At 60.9% G+C, this 18,765-nt stretch carries 20 protein-coding genes and 1 pseudogene; 15 read left to right on the top strand and 6 right to left on the bottom strand.

Annotated elements, in window-relative coordinates; translation table 11 throughout:
• Positions 1-323: 323 nt before the first annotated feature.
• The 3 genes from GNZ12_RS10280 (at position 324) to pgm (ending at position 5,707) form a co-directional block, all read left to right on the top strand.
• Positions 324-2,249, top strand: a complete 1,926-nt coding sequence (locus GNZ12_RS10280) for a potassium transporter Kup (RefSeq protein ID WP_407947688.1) — start codon at positions 324-326, stop codon at positions 2,247-2,249.
• A gap of 16 nt (positions 2,250-2,265) precedes the next feature.
• Positions 2,266-3,822 carry a DUF2235 domain-containing protein gene (locus GNZ12_RS10275; protein ID WP_172310240.1) on the top strand — a complete coding sequence of 519 codons (1,557 nt, stop codon included), beginning with the start codon at positions 2,266-2,268 and terminating at the stop codon, positions 3,820-3,822.
• 217 nt (positions 3,823-4,039) lie between these two features.
• Entirely contained in the window at positions 4,040-5,707 is a 1,668-nt protein-coding gene (pgm, locus tag GNZ12_RS10270) for a phosphoglucomutase (alpha-D-glucose-1,6-bisphosphate-dependent) (protein WP_172310239.1), read from the top strand.
• Positions 5,708-5,780: 73 nt separating this feature from the next.
• Here pgm and GNZ12_RS10265 read toward each other — a convergent pair whose 3' ends face one another.
• Both GNZ12_RS10265 and GNZ12_RS10260 read right to left on the bottom strand, forming a co-directional pair.
• Positions 5,781-5,957 (bottom strand): hypothetical protein, encoded by a 177-nt coding sequence (locus GNZ12_RS10265; RefSeq protein WP_172310238.1) that lies wholly within the window; start codon positions 5,955-5,957, stop codon positions 5,781-5,783.
• Positions 5,958-6,019: 62 nt separating this feature from the next.
• Positions 6,020-6,151: an entericidin A/B family lipoprotein gene (locus GNZ12_RS10260; protein WP_407947689.1), complete on the bottom strand. Its 132-nt coding sequence runs from the start codon at positions 6,149-6,151 to the stop codon at positions 6,020-6,022.
• A 386-nt stretch (positions 6,152-6,537) separates the two neighbouring features.
• On the opposite strand from GNZ12_RS10260, the gene GNZ12_RS10255 reads away from it, so the two are divergent.
• Positions 6,538-7,605: a DesA family fatty acid desaturase gene (locus tag GNZ12_RS10255; RefSeq protein ID WP_172310248.1), complete on the top strand. Its 1,068-nt coding sequence runs from the start codon at positions 6,538-6,540 to the stop codon at positions 7,603-7,605.
• 69 nt (positions 7,606-7,674) lie between these two features.
• Here GNZ12_RS10255 and GNZ12_RS10250 read toward each other — a convergent pair whose 3' ends face one another.
• Entirely contained in the window at positions 7,675-7,887 is a 213-nt protein-coding gene (locus GNZ12_RS10250) for a hypothetical protein (RefSeq protein ID WP_172310237.1), read from the bottom strand.
• Positions 7,888-8,116: 229 nt separating this feature from the next.
• Here GNZ12_RS10250 and GNZ12_RS10245 point away from each other — a divergent pair, with 229 nt between their 5' ends.
• Complete coding sequence (locus tag GNZ12_RS10245; RefSeq protein ID WP_074288095.1) at positions 8,117-8,263, top strand: DUF3096 domain-containing protein; 147 nt, start codon at positions 8,117-8,119, stop codon at positions 8,261-8,263.
• An 8-nt stretch (positions 8,264-8,271) separates the two neighbouring features.
• On the opposite strand, the pseudogene GNZ12_RS43905 reads toward GNZ12_RS10245, so the two are convergent.
• A pseudogene (locus tag GNZ12_RS43905) lies at positions 8,272-8,388 on the bottom strand (Crp/Fnr family transcriptional regulator); the annotation flags it as partial.
• A gap of 248 nt (positions 8,389-8,636) precedes the next feature.
• On the opposite strand from GNZ12_RS43905, the gene GNZ12_RS10240 reads away from it, so the two are divergent.
• From GNZ12_RS10240 to GNZ12_RS10230, 3 genes are all read left to right on the top strand, one after another.
• On the top strand, positions 8,637-8,831 hold the full coding sequence (locus GNZ12_RS10240; RefSeq protein ID WP_172310236.1) for a hypothetical protein: 195 nt from the start codon (positions 8,637-8,639) through the stop codon (positions 8,829-8,831).
• Between the two features lie 208 nt (positions 8,832-9,039).
• Positions 9,040-9,198: a DUF3309 family protein gene (locus tag GNZ12_RS10235; protein ID WP_074286181.1), complete on the top strand. Its 159-nt coding sequence runs from the start codon at positions 9,040-9,042 to the stop codon at positions 9,196-9,198.
• Positions 9,199-9,600: 402 nt separating this feature from the next.
• Complete coding sequence (locus GNZ12_RS10230; protein WP_172310235.1) at positions 9,601-10,320, top strand: Crp/Fnr family transcriptional regulator; 720 nt, start codon at positions 9,601-9,603, stop codon at positions 10,318-10,320.
• Between the two features lie 163 nt (positions 10,321-10,483).
• Here GNZ12_RS10230 and GNZ12_RS10225 read toward each other — a convergent pair whose 3' ends face one another.
• Together GNZ12_RS10225 and GNZ12_RS10220 are read right to left on the bottom strand one after the other, a co-directional pair.
• A complete protein-coding gene (locus GNZ12_RS10225; RefSeq protein ID WP_172310234.1) occupies positions 10,484-10,789 on the bottom strand; it encodes a hypothetical protein in 306 nt (101 codons plus the stop codon).
• An 83-nt stretch (positions 10,790-10,872) separates the two neighbouring features.
• A complete protein-coding gene (locus GNZ12_RS10220; protein ID WP_235993671.1) occupies positions 10,873-11,355 on the bottom strand; it encodes a Spy/CpxP family protein refolding chaperone in 483 nt (160 codons plus the stop codon).
• A 728-nt stretch (positions 11,356-12,083) separates the two neighbouring features.
• Between GNZ12_RS10220 and GNZ12_RS10215 the strand changes: the two genes are divergently transcribed.
• The 7 genes from GNZ12_RS10215 to GNZ12_RS10185 form a co-directional block, all read left to right on the top strand.
• On the top strand, positions 12,084-13,466 hold the full coding sequence (locus tag GNZ12_RS10215) for an NAD-dependent succinate-semialdehyde dehydrogenase (protein ID WP_172310233.1): 1,383 nt from the start codon (positions 12,084-12,086) through the stop codon (positions 13,464-13,466).
• Between the two features lie 21 nt (positions 13,467-13,487).
• Positions 13,488-14,663, top strand: coding sequence for an NAD(P) transhydrogenase subunit alpha (locus GNZ12_RS10210; protein WP_172310232.1), 1,176 nt, complete (start codon positions 13,488-13,490; stop codon positions 14,661-14,663).
• An 86-nt stretch (positions 14,664-14,749) separates the two neighbouring features.
• Positions 14,750-15,112 (top strand): proton-translocating transhydrogenase family protein, encoded by a 363-nt coding sequence (locus GNZ12_RS10205; protein ID WP_172310231.1) that lies wholly within the window; start codon positions 14,750-14,752, stop codon positions 15,110-15,112.
• A gap of 10 nt (positions 15,113-15,122) precedes the next feature.
• On the top strand, positions 15,123-16,574 hold the full coding sequence (locus GNZ12_RS10200; protein ID WP_172310230.1) for an NAD(P)(+) transhydrogenase (Re/Si-specific) subunit beta: 1,452 nt from the start codon (positions 15,123-15,125) through the stop codon (positions 16,572-16,574).
• Positions 16,575-16,607: 33 nt separating this feature from the next.
• The gene (locus GNZ12_RS10195) at positions 16,608-17,642 is read left to right on the top strand and encodes a zinc-dependent alcohol dehydrogenase (protein WP_172310229.1); all 1,035 of its coding nucleotides are present in this window, start codon (positions 16,608-16,610) and stop codon (positions 17,640-17,642) included.
• 176 nt (positions 17,643-17,818) lie between these two features.
• Complete coding sequence (locus GNZ12_RS10190; RefSeq protein WP_172310228.1) at positions 17,819-18,406, top strand: BPSL1445 family SYLF domain-containing lipoprotein; 588 nt, start codon at positions 17,819-17,821, stop codon at positions 18,404-18,406.
• Positions 18,407-18,468: 62 nt separating this feature from the next.
• On the top strand, positions 18,469-18,765 hold a 297-nt coding region (locus tag GNZ12_RS10185; RefSeq protein ID WP_172310227.1), incomplete at its 3' end, for a PRC-barrel domain-containing protein.

Genomic DNA, 18,765 nt, shown 5'->3' with positions numbered 1-18,765 from the left:
GCGGATCGTAAGGAGCGTTTCTTCGGCCTCGTCACGCTCGGCGCGGATTTTGAGGGCAGTGCCATGCACAGCAACCTGCTCGCTGCTTACGACAAGCTTTTTGCTCCTGTAGCCGTGGGCTGAAGGCGGGGGGGCGCGTCGGCTCGCGGGTGGGTTGAACCGGCTTTGAGACGCGCCCTTTTTTCTGTACGCTGTCGCCAACAGGCTGGTCGCTGATCAGCCTGTTGGAGGAGAACCAGCGTGATCAGACGGGCCGCCCGGCGTTTGCAGGCCGGCGCACCGTCCGCTGGGGCAGGGCACCACCCACTGAGAAGGAGCCAGTCATGGAATCGTCTTCAGGCCCGCAACCGGGCGCCCCTGCCGGCCACGCCGCGGAAACCGGCCACGGGTCGATGCCCAAGCTGGCGCTGGCCGCCATCGGCATCGTCTTCGGCGACATCGGCACCAGTCCGCTCTACACCATGAGCACGGTATTCGACTCGGGCCACGGGCTGGTGCTCAACCGCCTCAACGTGCTGGGCGTGGTGTCGCTCATCATCTGGTCGCTGATCATCGTGGTGACGCTGAAGTACGTGACGCTGATCATGCGTGCCCACAACCACGGCGAGGGCGGCATCATGGCGCTGCTGGCGCTGGCCTCCAGTTCGGTGATGGACCGGCCCCGCCTGCGCAACGGGCTGCTGCTCGCCGGCGTGTTCGGCGCGGCGCTGTTCTACGGCGACGGCGTCATCACGCCGGCTATCTCGGTGCTCAGCGCGGTGGAAGGGCTGCAAGTGGCGGAGCCGAAGCTCAAGCCCTTCGTGGTGACGATCGCGCTGGTCGTGCTGATCGGCTTGTTCCTGGCGCAGCGGCGGGGCACGGCGGGCATCGGCGCGGTGTTCGGGCCGGTGATGGTGTTGTGGTTCGGCGTGATTGCGGTGATGGGACTGCTCAGCATCGGTCGCGCGCCGGCCATCCTGGCCGCGTTCGACCCGTTCGTGGGCCTCGAATTCCTGATTCGTAACGGCTGGCGGGCCTTTGTCTCGCTCGGCGCGGTGGTGCTGGCGCTAACCGGCGCCGAGGCGCTGTATGCCGACATGGGCCACTTCGGCGCGCCGCCGATCCGCCTGTCGTGGTTTGCCCTGGTGCTACCCGCGCTGGCGCTCAATTACCTGGGCCAAGGCGCGCTGCTGTTGTCCGACCCCAAGACAGTGGACAACCCCTTCTTCCACCTCTTCCCGTCGGCGGCGCTGTTTCCGATGGTGGTGCTGGCGACGGTGGCGACAGTGATCGCATCGCAGGCGGTAATTAGCGGCGCGTTTTCCATGACCAAGCAGGCCATGCAACTGGGCTTCATGCCGCGCATGGGCATCGTCTACACCTCCGAACGCGAGGTCGGCCAGATCTACGTGCCCGCCATCAACTGGCTGCTGCTGATCGCGGTGGTGGGGGCGGTGCTGGGCTTCGGTTCCTCTACGGCGCTGGGTTCGGCCTACGGCATCGCGGTGACGGGCACCATGATGATCACCACGTTCCTGACGTTCTACGTGGTGCGCTACGCCTGGCACTACAACTGGCTGCTGAGCGTGCTGGCCACCAGCTTCTTCTTCGTCATCGACTTCACGTTCTTCTCGGCCAACCTGCTCAAGTTCGTGGATGGCGGATGGTTCCCGCTGCTGCTGGGCGCCATCATGTTCACCATCATGTCCACCTGGCACCGCGGCCGTGAGTTGATGGTCGAAGAGGCCAGCGTCCATGCCGGCGCGTTGCCGCTGGCCAGGTACCTGGACAGCCTGTTCGCGAAGGAAACGATACGCGTGCCCGGCACCGCCGCGTTCCTGACCATCAACCCCAACACCGTGCCGCACGCGCTGATCAACAACCTGGCGCACAACCACGTTCTGCACGAGCGTGTGCTGTTCGTGCACGTGACCAACCAGGATGTGCCCTATGTGCCGCGCGAGCAGCGCGTGGCGATCACGCCGCTGGGCCACAACTGCCACAGCATCGTCGTGACCTACGGCTTCAAGGACGAGGCCAGCCTGCCGCAAGCGCTGCGCGACTGCGAGACGAAGGGCCTGGTGGTCGATCCGGCGCAGGTGTCCTTTTTCCTCAGTCATGCCACCGTGGTGGCGACTGGCGGCAAGGGCATGCCGGTGTGGCGCGAACGAGTGTTCAGCGTAATGGCGCACAACATCGGCAACCCTGCGGCTTTTTTCAAGCTGAGCTCAAACCGGGTGATCGAACTGGGCTCGCGCGTCGAAATATGAGGTAGAACCCGCAAACATGAAGAGACTCTTCGTTTGTTGTGACGGCACATGGAACTCGGATAGCGACGAGTTCCAGGGGGTGCCCGTTCCAACCAATGTCGTGCGCTTTTTCAACGCGTTGAGTGAGCACGGCGACGATGGTGTCGAGCAGCTCCGGTACTACCACGTCGGCGTTGGCGCTAACGAAGGCTGGATTCGTCGCCTCATAGATGGCGCGCTAGGAATAGGTCTCTCCCGGGACATTCGAACCGCCTACAAGTGGCTGTCCGACCACTACGAAGACGATTCTGAGATCTTTGTCATTGGCTTCTCGCGTGGCGCGTTCACGGCGCGAAGCCTGGTGGGCATGCTGCATCATTGTGGACTGCCTCACGAGGCCACCTGGGCGCTGGTCAAACAGGCATGGAACCTGTACCGGCTTGACCCAACAGTACCGGAAAACCTCAGCCGGCAGGAACGGTTCCGCATCGAGCATGGCAAACCGCCTCCCATTCGCTTCCTCGGGGTGTGGGAGACGGTGGGCGCGCTCGGCATCCCCGAAATCATGAACTTTTTCGGTTTCCGGAGAAAGCGCTTCGAGTTTCATGACACGACGCTTTCGCCAGAAGTTGAACGCGCGGTACACGGCCTTGCCATTGATGAGCAGCGGAACAACTTCTTTCCAACGTTGTGGGCCGACGAGGATGGTTGTGACCCGGCACGCGTGACGCAAGTGTGGTTCCCGGGTGTGCACGCTGACGTTGGTGGCGGCTACAAGGAAACCGGGCTTTCTGACGCTACACTCAAATGGATGATTGCCGAGGCTGCGCAGTGTGGTGCGGTGTTTGCATCAGAGATGCTGAACCAGATAGCCAATGCGGGCCAGTTATCGCCATCCGCAGTACATGGCGTCCTCCACAACTCACTCACAGGGTTTTACAGGAAAATCGGATTTCGTCCTCGGTCCTTTCCGTATCTCGCGAAGGGGTCACGACGATGTTCTGAATCGATATCGGATCTGGCCTTGGCCCGGCAGGCGAGTCCGCCCATCTTTCAGGCACCCTATCGACCGAACATCGACCCTGCGGTGGCGGTCCAGGTGCGGGTTTTCGCCAGCCCGTTGTGGAACTGGACCGGTATTTTCGTGAAGGAGGGGGTGCGCTACCGGTTCAAGGTGCCTGACGGTCAAACGTGGCTCGATGGGGACAGCGTATCGGGCGCGGAGGGAACGCCAGGTAACTGGATGCAACGCCTGTTTTCATGGGCCAAGCGGGTCAGGGAGGCGAACTGGTTCGAACTCTGCGGTGCAATCTCGTATCCAGGGCAACTGGACGAGGCCGGCGTGCCACCTCAACCCTTCTTCTTCAGAATTGGTCGAGAGGTGGAGATCAGGGCACCCTACTCGGGTTACCTGTATTGCTTTGCCAACGATGCCAGCTGGGCGTATTGGAACAATCAAGGCAGTCTGCGGGTTGAAATCGCCGAATCAAGCAGCGTGCCGGCTGGCAAGGGGATGGCACACCCGCTTTCAGACGAAGACCTGACCGCGCCTGCAACAGCACCCGGAGGGTCTGGAGCAAGTGAACCGTCATGATCGGCTCTCGCTGATCTCTTGAGCGTCGCGTTGCGTCACGTCAAAGTGACGCAACGCGCGTTAGCGGGCACCGCGTTTCGTCTACTTAACTAAAAATCATTGCCTGATACCGTACAGACACATGCCTGTCGCGCGAGAGAGAGTCGTGCTCAGAAAGATAGATGCGGGCGAACCAGGGTGTCGCCACCATGAGTCTCGACTACCAAAGGATATCGCGATGAACATCAATCCTCTCGCCGGCAAACCGGCACCTCATGAGATTCTGGTCAACGTCCCCCGGCTGATCACGTCGTATTACACCGAAAGGCCCGATCCCGCGATACCGGCGCAGCGGGTTGCGTTCGGCACCTCTGGGCATCGCGGCTCGGCTTTCGCGCGCAGCTTCAATGAGTGGCATGTGCTCGCCATCACGCAGGCGATCTGCCGTTATCGGCGGCAGGAGGGTATCGACGGTCCGCTGTTTATCGGCGTCGACACGCATGCACTGTCTGAACCCGCTTACGCGAGCGCGCTGGAGGTGCTGGCGGCCAACGGCGTTGAGATCATGATTGCGCAGAACGGCGAATACACGCCCACGCCGGCGGTGTCGCACGCAATCGTCGCGTACAACCGCGGCCGGACTGCGGGACTGGCGGACGGCATCGTGGTGACGCCTTCGCACAATCCGCCGGAAAGCGGCGGCTTCAAATACAACCCGCCGAGTGGCGGTCCGGCTGACGAGATCGTGACCGGCTGGATCGAAGCGGCAGCGAACGGGTTGCTCGAAAGCAAGCTTGACGGCGTGCTGCGTATGGGTTTGTCGAAAGCGCTGCGCGCCACGACGACGCACCGGCATGACTTCCTCAACGCCTACGTTGGCGATCTCGTCAGCGTCATCGATATGGATGTGGTGCGTGGCGCGCCGATCCTGCTGGGCGTCGACCCGCTGGGTGGCGCGGGTGTGCACTACTGGGGGCCGATCGCGGATCGCTACGGCCTGAATCTGCAGGTGGTCAACGACGACGTCGATCCAACTTTCCGCTTCATGAGCGTCGACTGGGATGGGCGGATTCGTATGGATCCGTCGTCGCCGTATGCGATGCAAACGCTGATCGACCAGAAGGATCGCTTCGATGTGGCCTTTGCGTGCGACACCGATCATGATCGTCATGGCATCGTCACGCGGCACGCCGGACTGCTGCCGCCCAATCACTATCTCGCGGTCCTCGTCGATTATCTGTATTCTCATCGCCCCCAATGGCGCGCCCAGGCGGCGGTGGGAAAAACCATTGTCAGCAGCCAGATGATCGATCGCGTGAGCGAGAGGCGCGGTCGTACGCTTTACGAAGTGCCGGTCGGATTCAAATGGTTTGTCGACGGCTTGCTCGACGGCTCGCTCGGCTTCGGCGGGGAGGAGAGCGCGGGCGCCAGTTGTCTGCGGCTCGATGGCACCGCGTGGACGACCGACAAGGATGGGATCGTACCGGCATTGCTGGCGGCAGAGATCACGACGCGCATCGGCCGTGATCCCGCTGAAATCTACCGTGATCTGACCCAGAGAATGGGCGAGCCGGTTGAACGTCGCGTGCAAGCCGTAGCAACGGCGCCGCAGCGCGCGGTGCTGGGGCGGCTCTCACCAGCGGAGTTTCCCCACACCGAACTGGCCGGCGAACAGATCGAGCAGGTGCTCGACCGTGCGCCAGGCAATCATGCCGCCATCGGCGGCATCAAGGTGATCACGAAGAACGGTTGGTTTGCGGCACGTCCATCAGGCACCGAAGATATCTACAAGATCTATGCGGAGAGCTTCCTGGGTGAAGATCACCTGACGCGCATCGTTGAGGAAGCCCAGGCGATGGTGGACGGTACGCTTGAGGAACTTGCGCTCGCCCAAGATGGCGCTTAGCCGTAAAGATCGGCCGCCGGTAATCTGGTTGCGCCTGATTTCGCGCAGCGCAAAATCGATGAACGCGGCACGCCTAGTAATGTTCGTGAGCGTCGTGGTATTCACCACCGCCGTGGTAGTCGCCACCACCGCTGTGGTAGTCGCCGCCACCGCCGTGGTGGTCGTCCCCGACCGGGACGAGGATGCACGCACTCAGGCCGGCAATCAGCGACAGCGCGATCAGCATCCATACACGTGTTTGGTTCTTCATCTCCGTTCCCCCTTTGGTGTAATTTCTACTTGAATATCCACAACACTGATAACTGGCGCCGTTTATTTGGCGTCCTCGGCGGTGTTGTGAATGGCCTGACCGCCTTTCGATATGTCCTGGCCCGCGCCCGCAACAGTGTTGCAGCCGGCGAGAAGAGCGGTACCGGCGATCATAAACAGAACGATGAGTCGCATCATGGTGTCCCCCTGCGAAGCGTTTGTGTTACCGGCGCGGTTGCGAGCCGGATAGTTTTCCATTGAAGCTGGAGCGGGAGGAACAAGCTGATTTCCGGTGGCGTTTGCTACCCGTGCTGCAAGCACACTGCGAGCGAATTCGATGGAACAAGTAATTAATGCCACGATTCCGGATCAAGGTCTGTCCGATGGCGGACGTTTGCGTTCAAGCTGATGGGACGTCGCTCGTGGAGGCTCGACATCGTGTGGAAGCTGCGGAGTCTGGTACGGGACCGTACTGACATGCCGGGCAGTTGCGCAAATCATGACGTCGATCTCTCATGATTGGCATGACGAGGCGCTCAAGATGCACGAAGTGCTCACGGTTCCGTAAGAAGGGGGCCAACGTGTTTCGAACTTCACTGGTTTTTCTCTCAAACGGCTTGCTTTGCCTGCCGTGGTGGCAGATTGTGCTGGCCACGCTGCTACTGACACATGTCACGATTATCAGCGTGACGGTCTACCTTCACCGCTGTCAGGCGCATCGCGCGCTCGAGCTGCATCCGGTCGTTAGCCACAGTTTCCGCTTCTGGCTGTGGCTGACGACGGGTATGGTGACCGGCCACTGGGCGGCAGTACACCGCAAGCATCACGCGAAGTGCGAGACCGCTGAGGATCCTCATAGCCCGCAGGCCCATGGCATCTGGAAGGTTCTGCTCGGTGGTGCTGAACTTTACCGCGCCGAAACAAAGAATGAAGAAACGCTGCGCAAATTCGCTTACGGCACGCCGAACGACTGGATCGAGCGGAATCTCTATGCGAGGTACCCGAACCTCGGCGTAAGCCTGCTGATCGTGATCGACGTGGCGTTGTTTGGCATCGTCGGCGTCTCAGTATGGGCCGTCCAGATGATCTGGATTCCGTTCTGGGCGGGTGGCGTGGTCAACGGCATCGGCCATTTTCGCGGCTACCGCAACTTCGACACGGCAGATGCGAGTACGAATATCATTCCGCTGGGCATTCTGATCGGGGGGGAAGAGCTTCATAACAATCACCACGCCTATGCGACATCCGCCAGGCTGTCGAACAAGTGGTACGAACTCGACATCGGCTGGATGTACATTTTTATTCTTTCGGCGCTAGGACTGGCGAAGGTTAGAAAAGTGGCGCCGAGGCCGCATCTGGTCAAAGGCAAGACGGTGCTCGATGACGCTACGCTGCAAGCGATACTGCGCAACCGCTACGAGGTCATAGCGCGCTACACGCGGGTAGCAGAACGTGCCTGCCGACAGGAGTGCGACCAGAAGCTGCGTATTTATGATGAGTTGCGTGAAGAACTCCTGGCGATGTGGGAGCGCTCCAATGTGTCGCGTGAGCAGTTGCTCCTTCAGTTGCAGGATTGGTGCCGTCGTGCCGAACTGAGCGGGATTGATGCCCTCGAGGAGTTTGCACTGCGCCTTCGTCAGTACGCTTGATCGACGGCGAGACTATGTCGCGCCTTTCCTCCGCCATTGATTCGCGGAACCGGACATGGCACGAGGGTGCTACCGGGCCGGAACCGATCGACGCTCGAACTCGTTGAAGAGTTTGAGCAACCGGGCCACGCGTTTGGTGCCGTCGGGCAGGAGAGCCTGCTGTGCCTCCAAAGCTGTGACGCGTTGCCGCCAGTACGGTATTGACAGAGGATTGCCCCGCTCGAGCAACGGCAGAACGTATTCAAGGTGGGCCAGATCTTTGGAAAACTCGTGTAGTGACATTTCTTTTCCTTTGGGAGGCGGGTCAATGCCTCAGCCAGACGATATGCCGATTCAGGGTCGGCGTCTGCACGCTACCGTACAAGCTGCGAACTAGCGTCCACGCGCCGCAGATAGCCGGCAGTTTGTACGCTGACGTACCGCTTCCGGAGTCGATCGAGCGTAGTGTCAGCGTCACTAACGGATCGGGACTCGCATACGGCGCATGGCGGGTGCGAACGAGGAGGGAATCATGCATATGCTCACAAGCGCAGGTCCACTGGTCTCATTGATTGCCGGCATCCTGATTCTTGTGGTGCCACGTCTGTTGAATTACATCGTGGCGATCTATCTGATTGTGATTGGGCTGCTGGGACTTTTCGGAAGCCACATTCACTGAACGTGCTTCTAGATTGCGCGCAGATCGGGTAACAGCCGGTCGAATTCGCGTCGCACGACGCCGTAGCATTCGCAGATGCGCTTTTCCAGCCCGCGCCTATCCAGTACCTCGATATGGCCATATTCAGGATGCATGCGTCCAGCCGGCAGGCGTGCCCTGCGCTTTGCACGACGGCGCGGCTGGGCATGGTTTTGCCACCCATAAAGAGCGTGGTGCGACGATCCTGATTCCGAGCTCGATGGCCGATAGCTTGAACCCACCGCTGGCGCTGGCGGTCCAGATAAATTTCAGAAAGGGTGGCTTAAGTAGACGCTACCGTACAGACGGTCAAGATTCGTTTGATTCATGCTGATCTCAGCAACAGGAGGCGGCCATGTACATCGAACTTTCCCCCCAGGCTGTCCAGACTCTCAAATCGCTCGATCTGATTCCAGATTCCCTGGCAGAGACGCCGCGCTCGATAGCGGAAGAACTTTTGAGCTTCGGGCTTGCGTACGAATCGCGTTCCTGTGGCGTCATCAACATGACGGCGGCAGGCCGGGTGTGGTTGAACCAGCGCGCCGCATAGCTCGCAGCGACTGGCAGGCCTTGCTTTCGTCCGTTGGCCACAGCGGGGGCCTGTCGATTTCTCATCTTTACGTCCGGCAGCTGACCGGATGCCGCTAGCCTGGCGACTATGTCAACGTCAGCTATTGCGACATGACGTTGGGTTGCGAACACCTACGTCGAATCGGTCAGCACCTTGCATATCCGTTCGCGGCACAGGGAGACTTAAAATGTCATTAGGATTACTTCTTCTTATCGTTCTGGTTCTGATGCTCGTCGGCGCTTTTCCGTCATGGCGATACAGCAATGGATGGGGCTACGGTCCGAGCGGAATTCTCGGGGTTGTGCTGGTCGTGGTGCTCGTTATGTTGTTAATGGGACGATTGTGATACATCTGACCCGATCGGCTCGCGCCGATCTCATCCAGCTCTCTTGAGCGTCGCGTTGCGTCACGTCAAAGTGACGCAACGCGCGTTAGCGGGCGCCGCATTTACCGTCCGCGTCCATCATGCCCACCGCCGTAGTAGCCACCAAAGCCGATGCCAATGTCTACGGCCGGAGCCGCCCGGAAGCCGGTCGCTCCCGCTCTTGCGCCTGACCGCAGGTCCTCGATGTATCGCCTGGCTTGCGCAATCTATAATTTCATTATGGGTTAGGGCTGCTACTCGCCACCGCGCAGGGTAATGCAATAAGCCGTTCGGAACGGCCGTACAACTGCGCCTGCGCCCATCTTGTTAGTCGCAATCTTACGAATACGACACCGCTTCTTTCGAGATTTCGGGGAGTGTCTCATGTCGAGTATCAAACAACCTCGCGACAACCACCTGCTTGCGGTGTTGCCTGAAGCGGAGTGGGCCCGCATCGGACCGCATGTGGTGCAGGTGGATATGCCGCTGGGACAGGTGGTCTATGAATCGGGTGACCGTCTCGACCATGTCTATCTCCCGTCCACCGCGATCGTTTCGCTGCTGTATGTGATGGAAGACGGCGCGTCCGGCGAGATTGCGATCGTCGGCAATGAAGGGGTGGTCGGCATTGCCCTCTTCATGGGCGGCGAAACCACGCCAAGCCGGGCGGTCGTGCAGAGCGCGGGGAAGGCGTACCGGCTGGAGGCCCGCATTCTTAAGGAGGAATTTCATCGCGCCGGCCCAATGCAGCGGCTGCTGCTGCGCTATACCCAGGCGCTGATCACCCAGATGGCGCAGACCGCGGTGTGCAACCGGCATCATTCGATCGACCAGCAGTTGTGCCGCTGGCTGCTGCTGAGCATCGACCGCCTGCCGTCCAACGAGTTGACGATGACCCAGGAACTGATCGCCAACATGCTTGGGGTGCGCCGGCCCGGCGTCACCGAAGCGGCGATGAAGTTACAGGACGCCGGCATGATCCGTTACAGCTACGGCCATATCGAAGTGCTGGATCGACCGGGGCTCGAAAAGCGCGTGTGTGAATGCTACGGGGTGGTGAAACGGGAATTCGACCGCCTGTTGCCGGACTTGAGAGCGCTATAGGCAACCCGTGATGTGCGCGGGAGCGCCCGCCACAGTGTTGCAGCCCGCGAGGAGAGCGATACCGGCGATCATAAACAGAACGATGAGTCGCATCATGGTGTCGCTCCTGCGAAACGTGCGTGTTGCCGGTAGCGGTTGCGAGCCGGATACTTTTCCATCAAAACTAGAGCGGCAGGAACAAGCTGATTCCTGGGGCCTCCTGCGGTGCATAAACAACAGGCGGTGCGCCGTAGGCATAGTCTTGATTGCCGTAAGCGTGGCCGCCGCGATGATGATCGTCATGCCGATACGTCTGGCGTGGGGCAGCATGGCTCTGGCCATGCTGCTGCTGATTGCCGTGGTGAGCCTCTTCCGCTTGCAGCGGCGCTGTTGTGACGAGACAGGCGATCGCTAACGTGAGGCCAAGTGCGCCCAAAAGTCGTGCTCTCATCGCGCCCTTGTCAGGCGTACGGGTGATTGACGTTTTCATGATGTATTCCTTGGTTCGGACCGGCGCTCACGCGGTAGTGCGCGGCGCTGGTTCGGCTGCCGACTGCGCGGCGCAGTCCCGGGTCATCCCTTCTTCGCCGCATGGTGGGTGTCGCTGCGGAAAATCAGATCGGCATTGTGCTTCTGCGTATCCGACATGCTGTTGTAAAGCGCCTCGAAGGCCGACGTGAGTTTCTTGATGCCGTCCGCGTGAGCATCGACAACCTGGCCATAGGATCGGAGATCGTCGACCGCGCTCATGCTGTTGGCGTTGGCCATACGGGACTGCCTGAGCGAATCCATCGTGCCGGCGTTGTCGCGCATGACCTGCGCGACGGGCTGCCAGAGGGATTCCTGGTCAGCAGTGATCTGAAGCCTCGCATGAAGGCTGTTGATGCGAGTATCGACCGGCGTATGGGCCGCCACGGTCATGACATGCGCGCTTGCCTGAGTCTCCCCTGGCGTGGCGGCGCTTGCCGGAGCGGCGAGCGTCGCGATGGCGAGAAGCAGGCCTGCCGCGAGTACAGGCATGGGCTGGCGTTGGAAAGGGGTGGTCGTGCGCTTCATGGTTTCTCTCCCAGGGAATTCGGTCAGGGATCAAATTGCCTGCAAGGTACCAATGCTGCGAGCGCAGTGCGAGCGAATTCGATTGAACAACTTACTTATGCCAACATTCCCGATGGAGGTCTGTCCGATGGCGGACGTTTGCTTGAAAGGTAGCAGAACGCCACTCGTGGCGTTCTGCAGGAATGGCGTCTGGACATCGCGTGGACGTCGGAAGAACCGTTGATCTTCGAGGCGCGATACCCGCTCGCCAGTCGGGTCCGCACTTGTACGGCACCGTACCGACCTCCACTGAGGTTAAGCGCACCGTGGTTACACGCGCCTTGCGTCTCTCATCCAAATGCGCTCGAAACACCCTCGCGCAGTATGAGTTTCTTTGATCGCTCGCCCGGGCCGCCCCCTCCAGCAAGGAGTGGCCATCATGCTCACAATCCGACAACACTATTTCTTTCCGCCACGCTCGTGGCGGAAGCAGTCGCTGCTATGCAATGCCGCGGCAAGACAGATCACTTTGCATGATTTCGGTCCAAGGGCCGAGCAGGACGTGAAAGAGTCGAAGGCCGCGACGAAGAAGCAGTGTGCCTGAGGTCAGGCGCGCAAATTGCGTCCGAGTTACGAGCATTCGAAGGTAAATAATTAGGATGTCGAACACAGGATGTACTGGTGTTCGACACATGCTTGACCGTCCGCTACGGGACTCAAGCCCGACCCCACTTAAAGAGAATACAACCATGGCTTACCAAAGCGTCAACCCTAACAACGGCAAGGTCCTGAAGAACTTTGAAAAACTAACCGATGCGCAACTTGAAACGTCGATCGCCGCTGCCGAGACCTGTTTCCAGACATGGAAGCACACTACCTACGCCCAGCGTGCTGAAATCGTGGCTAAGGCCGCGACTTTGATGCGTAAGAACGTCGATGAATTTGCCAAACTGGCAACCCTTGAAATGGGCAAGCGCATCGACGAAGCGCGTGGCGAAGTAAAATTCAGCGCCGACATCCTCGCTTATTACGCCAAGCACGCGAAAACGTTCCTGGCACCGACCAAGCTCAATCCGAAAATCGGTGAGGCGCACATGGAGAACAGTCCATTCGGCGTGCTCTTCTGCGTGGAGCCGTGGAATTTCCCGTATTACCAGCTTGCACGCGTCGCCGGCCCGCAACTGATGGCGGGTAACGTGCTGGTGGTCAAGCATGCAGGCTGCGTACCGCAATGCGCGATTGCCTTCGAGAAACTCCTGCTCGACGCCGGCGCGCCTAAGGGGGCCTACACCAACCTGTTGATCTCGCACGAGCAGTCCGAGCGAATCATCGACGACCCGCGCATTAAGGGTGTGGCGTTGACGGGCAGCGTCGAGGCCGGCAGAAGTATTGCGGCGCGCGCAGGGCAGAACCTCAAGAAGACTTCGATGGAGCTAGGCGGCAGCGATGCGTTCATCGTGCTCGACGACGCGGACCTCGAAAAAACCGTTCCGTGGGCTGTATGGGGACGGATGTACAACGCCGGCCAGACCTGTTGCGCGGCGAAGCGATTCATCGTTCTCGATTCGATTGCCGACAAGTTTCTTGCGAAGTTCAAGACCGCGCTCTCCGAATTGAAGGCGGGCGATCCAATGGACGAGAAGACCACGCACGGCCCCTTGTCCACCGAGGCGGCGCTGGTTCAACTGCTCAAGCAGGTCGACGACGCAGTGGCACATGGCGCCACGCTGGTGATGGGCGGCAAGCGTATCGACCGTCCCGGCTCGTTCATGGAAACCACCATCCTGACGGACATCAAGCCTGACAATCCGGCCTTCCGCGATGAGTTCTTCGGCCCGGTCGTCTCGTTCTTTCGCGTCAAGGACGAGGCCGCAGCGATTGCGCTCGCCAACGACTCGGACTTCGGTCTGGGCGGTTCGGTCTTCACCGAAGACGTGGCACGCGGCAAACGCGTCGCGAGCGGTGTCGAAACCGGAATGATGTTCATCAACAACATCGATTGGTCCGATGCGGAACTGCCGTTTGGCGGCATCAAGGATTCCGGCTACGGCCGTGAGCTCGGCAACATGGGCATCCAGGAGTTCGTCAACACGAAGCTGGTTCGCACTGCCCACCTCGACGCACCGGCCTGATCGCCACAGGGAAAGCCCGCCATGTATATCAACGTTGCCGTTCTGACGGAGACCCGGGCCCATGAGCGCCGTGTGGCGCTCGTGCCCTCCGTGGTCCAGAAACTGGTCAAACTGGGTGCCCGGCTGCATATGCAGCCGGGGGCGGGCGCAGCGATTCATCTGGACGACGCCGCGTTCGAGAACGTCGCCTTCATTGCCGATCGCACCGTACTGGTCAAAGACGCCGATGTCGTGCTTGGCGTTCAGCCTCCCGCGCTGGAGGTGGTCAACGCGATGAAGGAGGGCGCGATCCTCGTTTCGTTTATCTATGCACACAACGAGCCCGCGCTGGTGAAGCGCCTGCTCGACAAAAAGATCACCTGCTTCGCGATGGAGCGTGTGCCACGCATTACGCGCGCCCAGTCCATGGACGCGCTTTCGAGCCAGTCCGCGCTGGCAGGTTACTACGCGGTGCAACTCGGCTCGACGCATCTCGCTCGTGTGGTGCCCAAGATCACGAGCGCGGCGGGTTCGATCGGACCGGCTCACGTCCTGGTGATGGGCCTCGGTGTGGCAGGGCTGGAAGCGATCGCGACGGCGCACCGGCTTGGGGCCGTCGTGGAGGGCTATGACGTGCGGCCCGAGACTCAGGAGCAGGCGCTCTCGCTGGGTGCCACCTTCGTCGATACCGGTATCGATGCGCGCGGCAAAGGTGGGTATGCCCGTGAGCTGAGTGCCGAAGAAGAGACCAAGGTCGCGGACGTGCTGACGAAGCACATCCAGAACGCCGATCTGATCATCACGACCGCCGCGATTCCCGGTAAGACGTCGCCCAAGCTCATCAGCCACGCACAAGTGGCCGGCATGAAAGCAGGCTCGGTGATCGTCGATCTATCGGCGGAAGGCGGCGGCAACTGCGAAGACACGCGGCCTGGCGAGACCACCCGGATCGGCAACGTGACGATCGTCGCGCCGCTGAACGTGCCCTCGCTGCTCGGCGAAGACGCGAGCGAACTGTATGCGAAGAATCAGTACAACCTGCTCGCGTTGATCATGAAAAACAACGTCATCGAGATCGACTGGAGCGACGAAGTCCTCGCCAAAACGGTGCTCACCCACGCGGGCGAGAACAAGGCTGAGGCGAGCGACGAGGCGGCAAAGCCTGTTGCTGTTGTGAAAAAGCCGCCCGCGAAAGCCGAACCTGTTACGCCAGCATGAGCGCCGGTATCAGAGCCGGTATCAGCACCTGAATCAGCGCCTGAATCAACCACCGGCACGAACACGCTCCGACCAAGGACATAGAGATGGCCTTCCAGATCAGCATTTCCGGCTTCGTCGCGATTTACATCTTCATGCTGGCCGCTTTCGCCGGCTGGGTGATCATCGGACACGTGCCGGCCATCCTGCATACGCCGTTGATGTCGGGCTCGAATTTCGTACACGGCATTGTCGTGGTGGGCGGCGTCTATGCGCTCCTGAACGCGAGCACGGTACAGGAGCAAGTCATCGGCTTCGTTGCTGTGTTGCTCGGCGCTGGCAATGCCGCAGGCGGTTATGCCGTCACTGACCGCATGCTCGCCATGTTCAAGACGAGCGGCCACCCAGCGGGGCACGGCGCACACGGCAAGGCCGGCTCCGTGAAGTCCATCCACGCAAAGAAGCATTGAGGACGCCGCCATGTTGACCCTGATCCCCCAACTCGGCATCGGCGCGGTCGATCTCGCTGCTGCTTTTCTCTTTCTCTACGGCCTGCACCGCATGTCGTCGCCTGTTACGGCGCCCTCGGGCATCTTCGTCGCCGGCATTGGCATGGCCGTGGCCGTGCTGGCGAGCTTCCTGTACGCCTTCGATGTCGGCGCGGTAGCCCGGCCCAACCTGCCAGTCAACCTGGGACTGACCGTCGTCGCCCTGGCCCTTGGCGGCGGTGTGGCCTGGTGGGCCGGCCGCAAGGTGGCGATGACCGCCATGCCGCAGATGGTAGCGATCTACAACGGCATGGGCGGCGGCGCGGCCGGCGCCATCGCCGCCGTGGAGCTATTCGGCAACAAGGCGCAGGGCGCGACCGCACTCATCATGACCTTGCTGGGCGCGCTGATTGGCGCGGTGTCCCTGTCGGGATCGCTGGTGGCCTGGGCCAAGCTCGACGGGATCATCAACAAGCCCGTGCGGGTGAAAGGGCAGCAAGTCTTCAACGGGCTCGTGGTGCTGGCGACGGTCATGGTCGGCGCCTGCATCGTCTTCGCCAGCGCAGACAAGGCAGCGTTGTTGCTCGCCATGCCGACCTGGATCTACCTGTTTTTCGGCTGCGCACTGGCACTGGGCATTCTCATGACGCTGCCGATCGGTGGCGCCGATATGCCGGTGGTGATTTCGATCTTTAATGCCTTTACAGGCCTCGCGGTCGGCATCGAAGGCTACGTGCTGCAGAACCCCGCGCTGATGATTGCCGGGATGGTGGTGGGCGCGGCCGGCATGCTGCTGACGCTGCTGATGGCCAAGGCGATGAACCGATCCGTGAGCAATGTGATCTTCACCAACTTCGGTGAAGTGGCCACGCGCAAGCAGGGCAAGATCAAGGGCAGTCTGAAGCCGACGCAGCCCGGCGACGCCGGCATCGCGATGCGTTATGCGGCCTCGGTGATTGTCGTGCCGGGCTATGGCCTCGCGGTCTCACAGGGTCAAGGCAAGCTGTACGAATTCGTCAAGCTGCTGCAGGCGGGCGGCGTGTCGGTGAAGTTCGCGGTTCACCCTGTGGCGGGCCGCATGCCAGGCCAGATGGACGTGCTGCTGGCCGAGGCGGGCGTGCCATACGACGTAATTTTTCAGCTTGAGGACATCAACGACGAATTCGCCAGCACGGATGTCGCGCTGGTAATCGGCGCTAACGACGTGGTGAACCCAGCCGCGCGCACCGACAAATCCTCAGCCATTTATGGCATGCCGATCCTCAACGCCGACCAGGCGAAGCAGGTCTTCGTGATCAAGCGCGGGGAAGGCAAGGGTTACGCCGGTATCGTCAATGAACTCTTCTATGCGGACAACTGCAACATGGTCTATGGCGACGCCCAGGCCGTGCTCATCAAGATGAGTGAAGCGGTCAGAGGGCTTGGATTGCCCGCCGTGGCCTAGCACGCTGAATTCATCGCAACCGAGGAACAAGCCATGACATCGAGAATGCAAGCTGCCGTCGTCGAACAGTTCGGCAAGCCACTGGTGCTAAAGGAACTGGATATTCCCGAGCCCGGTCCAGGCCAGATCCTGGTGAAGACCGAAGCGTGTGGCGTATGCCACACCGATCTGCATGCCGCGAACGGGGACTGGCCGGTAAAGCCCACGTTGCCGTTCATACCGGGCCATGAGGGCATCGGTATCGTCGCCGCCCTTGGTGCGGGTGTAACGGCCGTGAAGGAAGGCGACCGGGTCGGCGTGCCGTGGCTCTACTCCGCTTGCGGACACTGCGAGTTTTGCCTCGCGGCACGCGAGCCCGTATGTGCCGAAGCACAGTTCGGCGGTTATACGAAGAACGGTGGGTTCGCCGAATACATCGTCGCTGATCCGAACTATGTCGCTCACATTCCTGCGCATCTGGCGGCTCGCGATGCGGCGCCCCTCATCTGCGCCGGCATCACCTCGTACAAAGGCATCAAGGAGACCCAGGCGCGGCCGGGTGAATGGGTCGTGGTCTCCGGGGTCGGCGGTCTCGGGCATTTGGGCATTCAGTATGCGAAGGCAATGGGCTTGCATGTGTGCGCTGTGGATATCGACGACGGCAAGCTCGCGCACGCCAAGCGCCTCGGCGCCGATGCGATGGTCAATGCCAGGGACGGCGATCCGATTGCGGCTGTCAGGAAGGCGACCGGTGGCGGGGCGCATGGCGTGCTGATTACGGCGCCGTCGCTGGGGGCGTTCAAGCAAGGCGTCGGCATGACGCGCAAATGCGGCACCTGCGTGCTCGTTGGCCTGCCGCCGGGTGAGTTCCCGACGCCGTTGTTCGATGTCGTGGCGAACTGCATCACGATTCGGGGTTCCTTCGTCGGCAATCGCCGCGATATGGCCGAAGCACTCGCCTTCGCCGCCGACGGCAAGGTCAAAGCCGATATCGAGCTTCAGCCACTATCGGCAATCAATAATGTGTTCCAACGCCTGGCGCACGGGGATGTACCTTCGCGCGTGGTGCTCGAATTCGCGAAGGGTTGAGAGGCGGGCGCTATCGTGGCTTCCGGATCCGGTCTTGCCCAGTTCGCGGACGTGCCAGCCGATGCGATCTAGCGTCCACGCGCCGCAAATAGCCGGCAATTTGTACGCTGACGTACCGCTTCCCGAGTCGATTGAGCGTAGTGTCAGCGTCACTATCTGAAGAAGTGGAGATCATCATGCTACGCAGAAAGTTTCTATTCACGACACCCGGTTCGATCCTCGCGATCGGGCTTGCGGTGTCAGGTTGCACGACGACGAGTCAGTCCGACGCCAGCAGCGCACAGATGGACAAGCGTCACAGTATCGACGCCGGTGTGGACTCGACGTTGGGGCGGCTATACAACGACGCAAAAGGATCGCGCGAACTGGTTGCGAAGGCCCGTGGGGTGCTGGTGTTCCCGTCGGTTATCGATGCCGGCTTCGTCGTAGGCGGCCAGTATGGCGAGGGCTCACTGCGGGTCGGCGGTCGTACCGTCGGGTACTACAGCACAGCAACGGGTTCGATCGGCTGGCAAGCCGGCGCGCAGTCGAAGGCGATTGTCTTTCTGTTCATGACGGAAGAGTCGCTGGCGAAATTCCGTAACAGCGAAGGCTGGTCGGCGGGCGGCGATGCGTCGGTGGCATTACTGAAGATCGGGGCGAACGGCAACGTCGATACGGGTACGGCAACCGGTCAGGTGGATGCGTTCGTGCTGACCAACAGCGGGCTGATGGCAGGCGCGACGCTCGACGGCACGAAGGTCAGCCGGCTCAAAACCCTGTAACGCGAGCGCGGGTCGAGGCTCGCATACGACGTGTGCCGCGAAGCAGAACCGGAGTATCGAACATGTTGCGAAACATAGAGTTTTTGCAGGGATCCACTGTCAAGGCGAGCGACGGCGACGTCGGAACCGTCACGCAAGTCTATTTCGATGACGAAGCGTGGGGCGTTCGCTATCTGGTGGTCGAAACAGGCGACTGGCTCAGGGACCGGCAGGTACTGATTTCCCCGTATGCCGTGTCTCACTCAGATCCAGGATCGAGCGCCGTGCACGTGAAACTCACGCGGCAACAGGTGCGCGACAGTCCGAATATCGACGCGCATAAGCCCGTGTCTCGCCAGCATGAGATCCAGTACCTGCGG

The sequence above is a fragment of the Paraburkholderia solitsugae genome (genome assembly GCF_013177695.1).
GTDB classification, from domain to species: Bacteria; Pseudomonadota; Gammaproteobacteria; order Burkholderiales; family Burkholderiaceae; genus Paraburkholderia; species Paraburkholderia solitsugae.
This window is presented reverse-complemented; position numbering and strand designations above follow the sequence as displayed.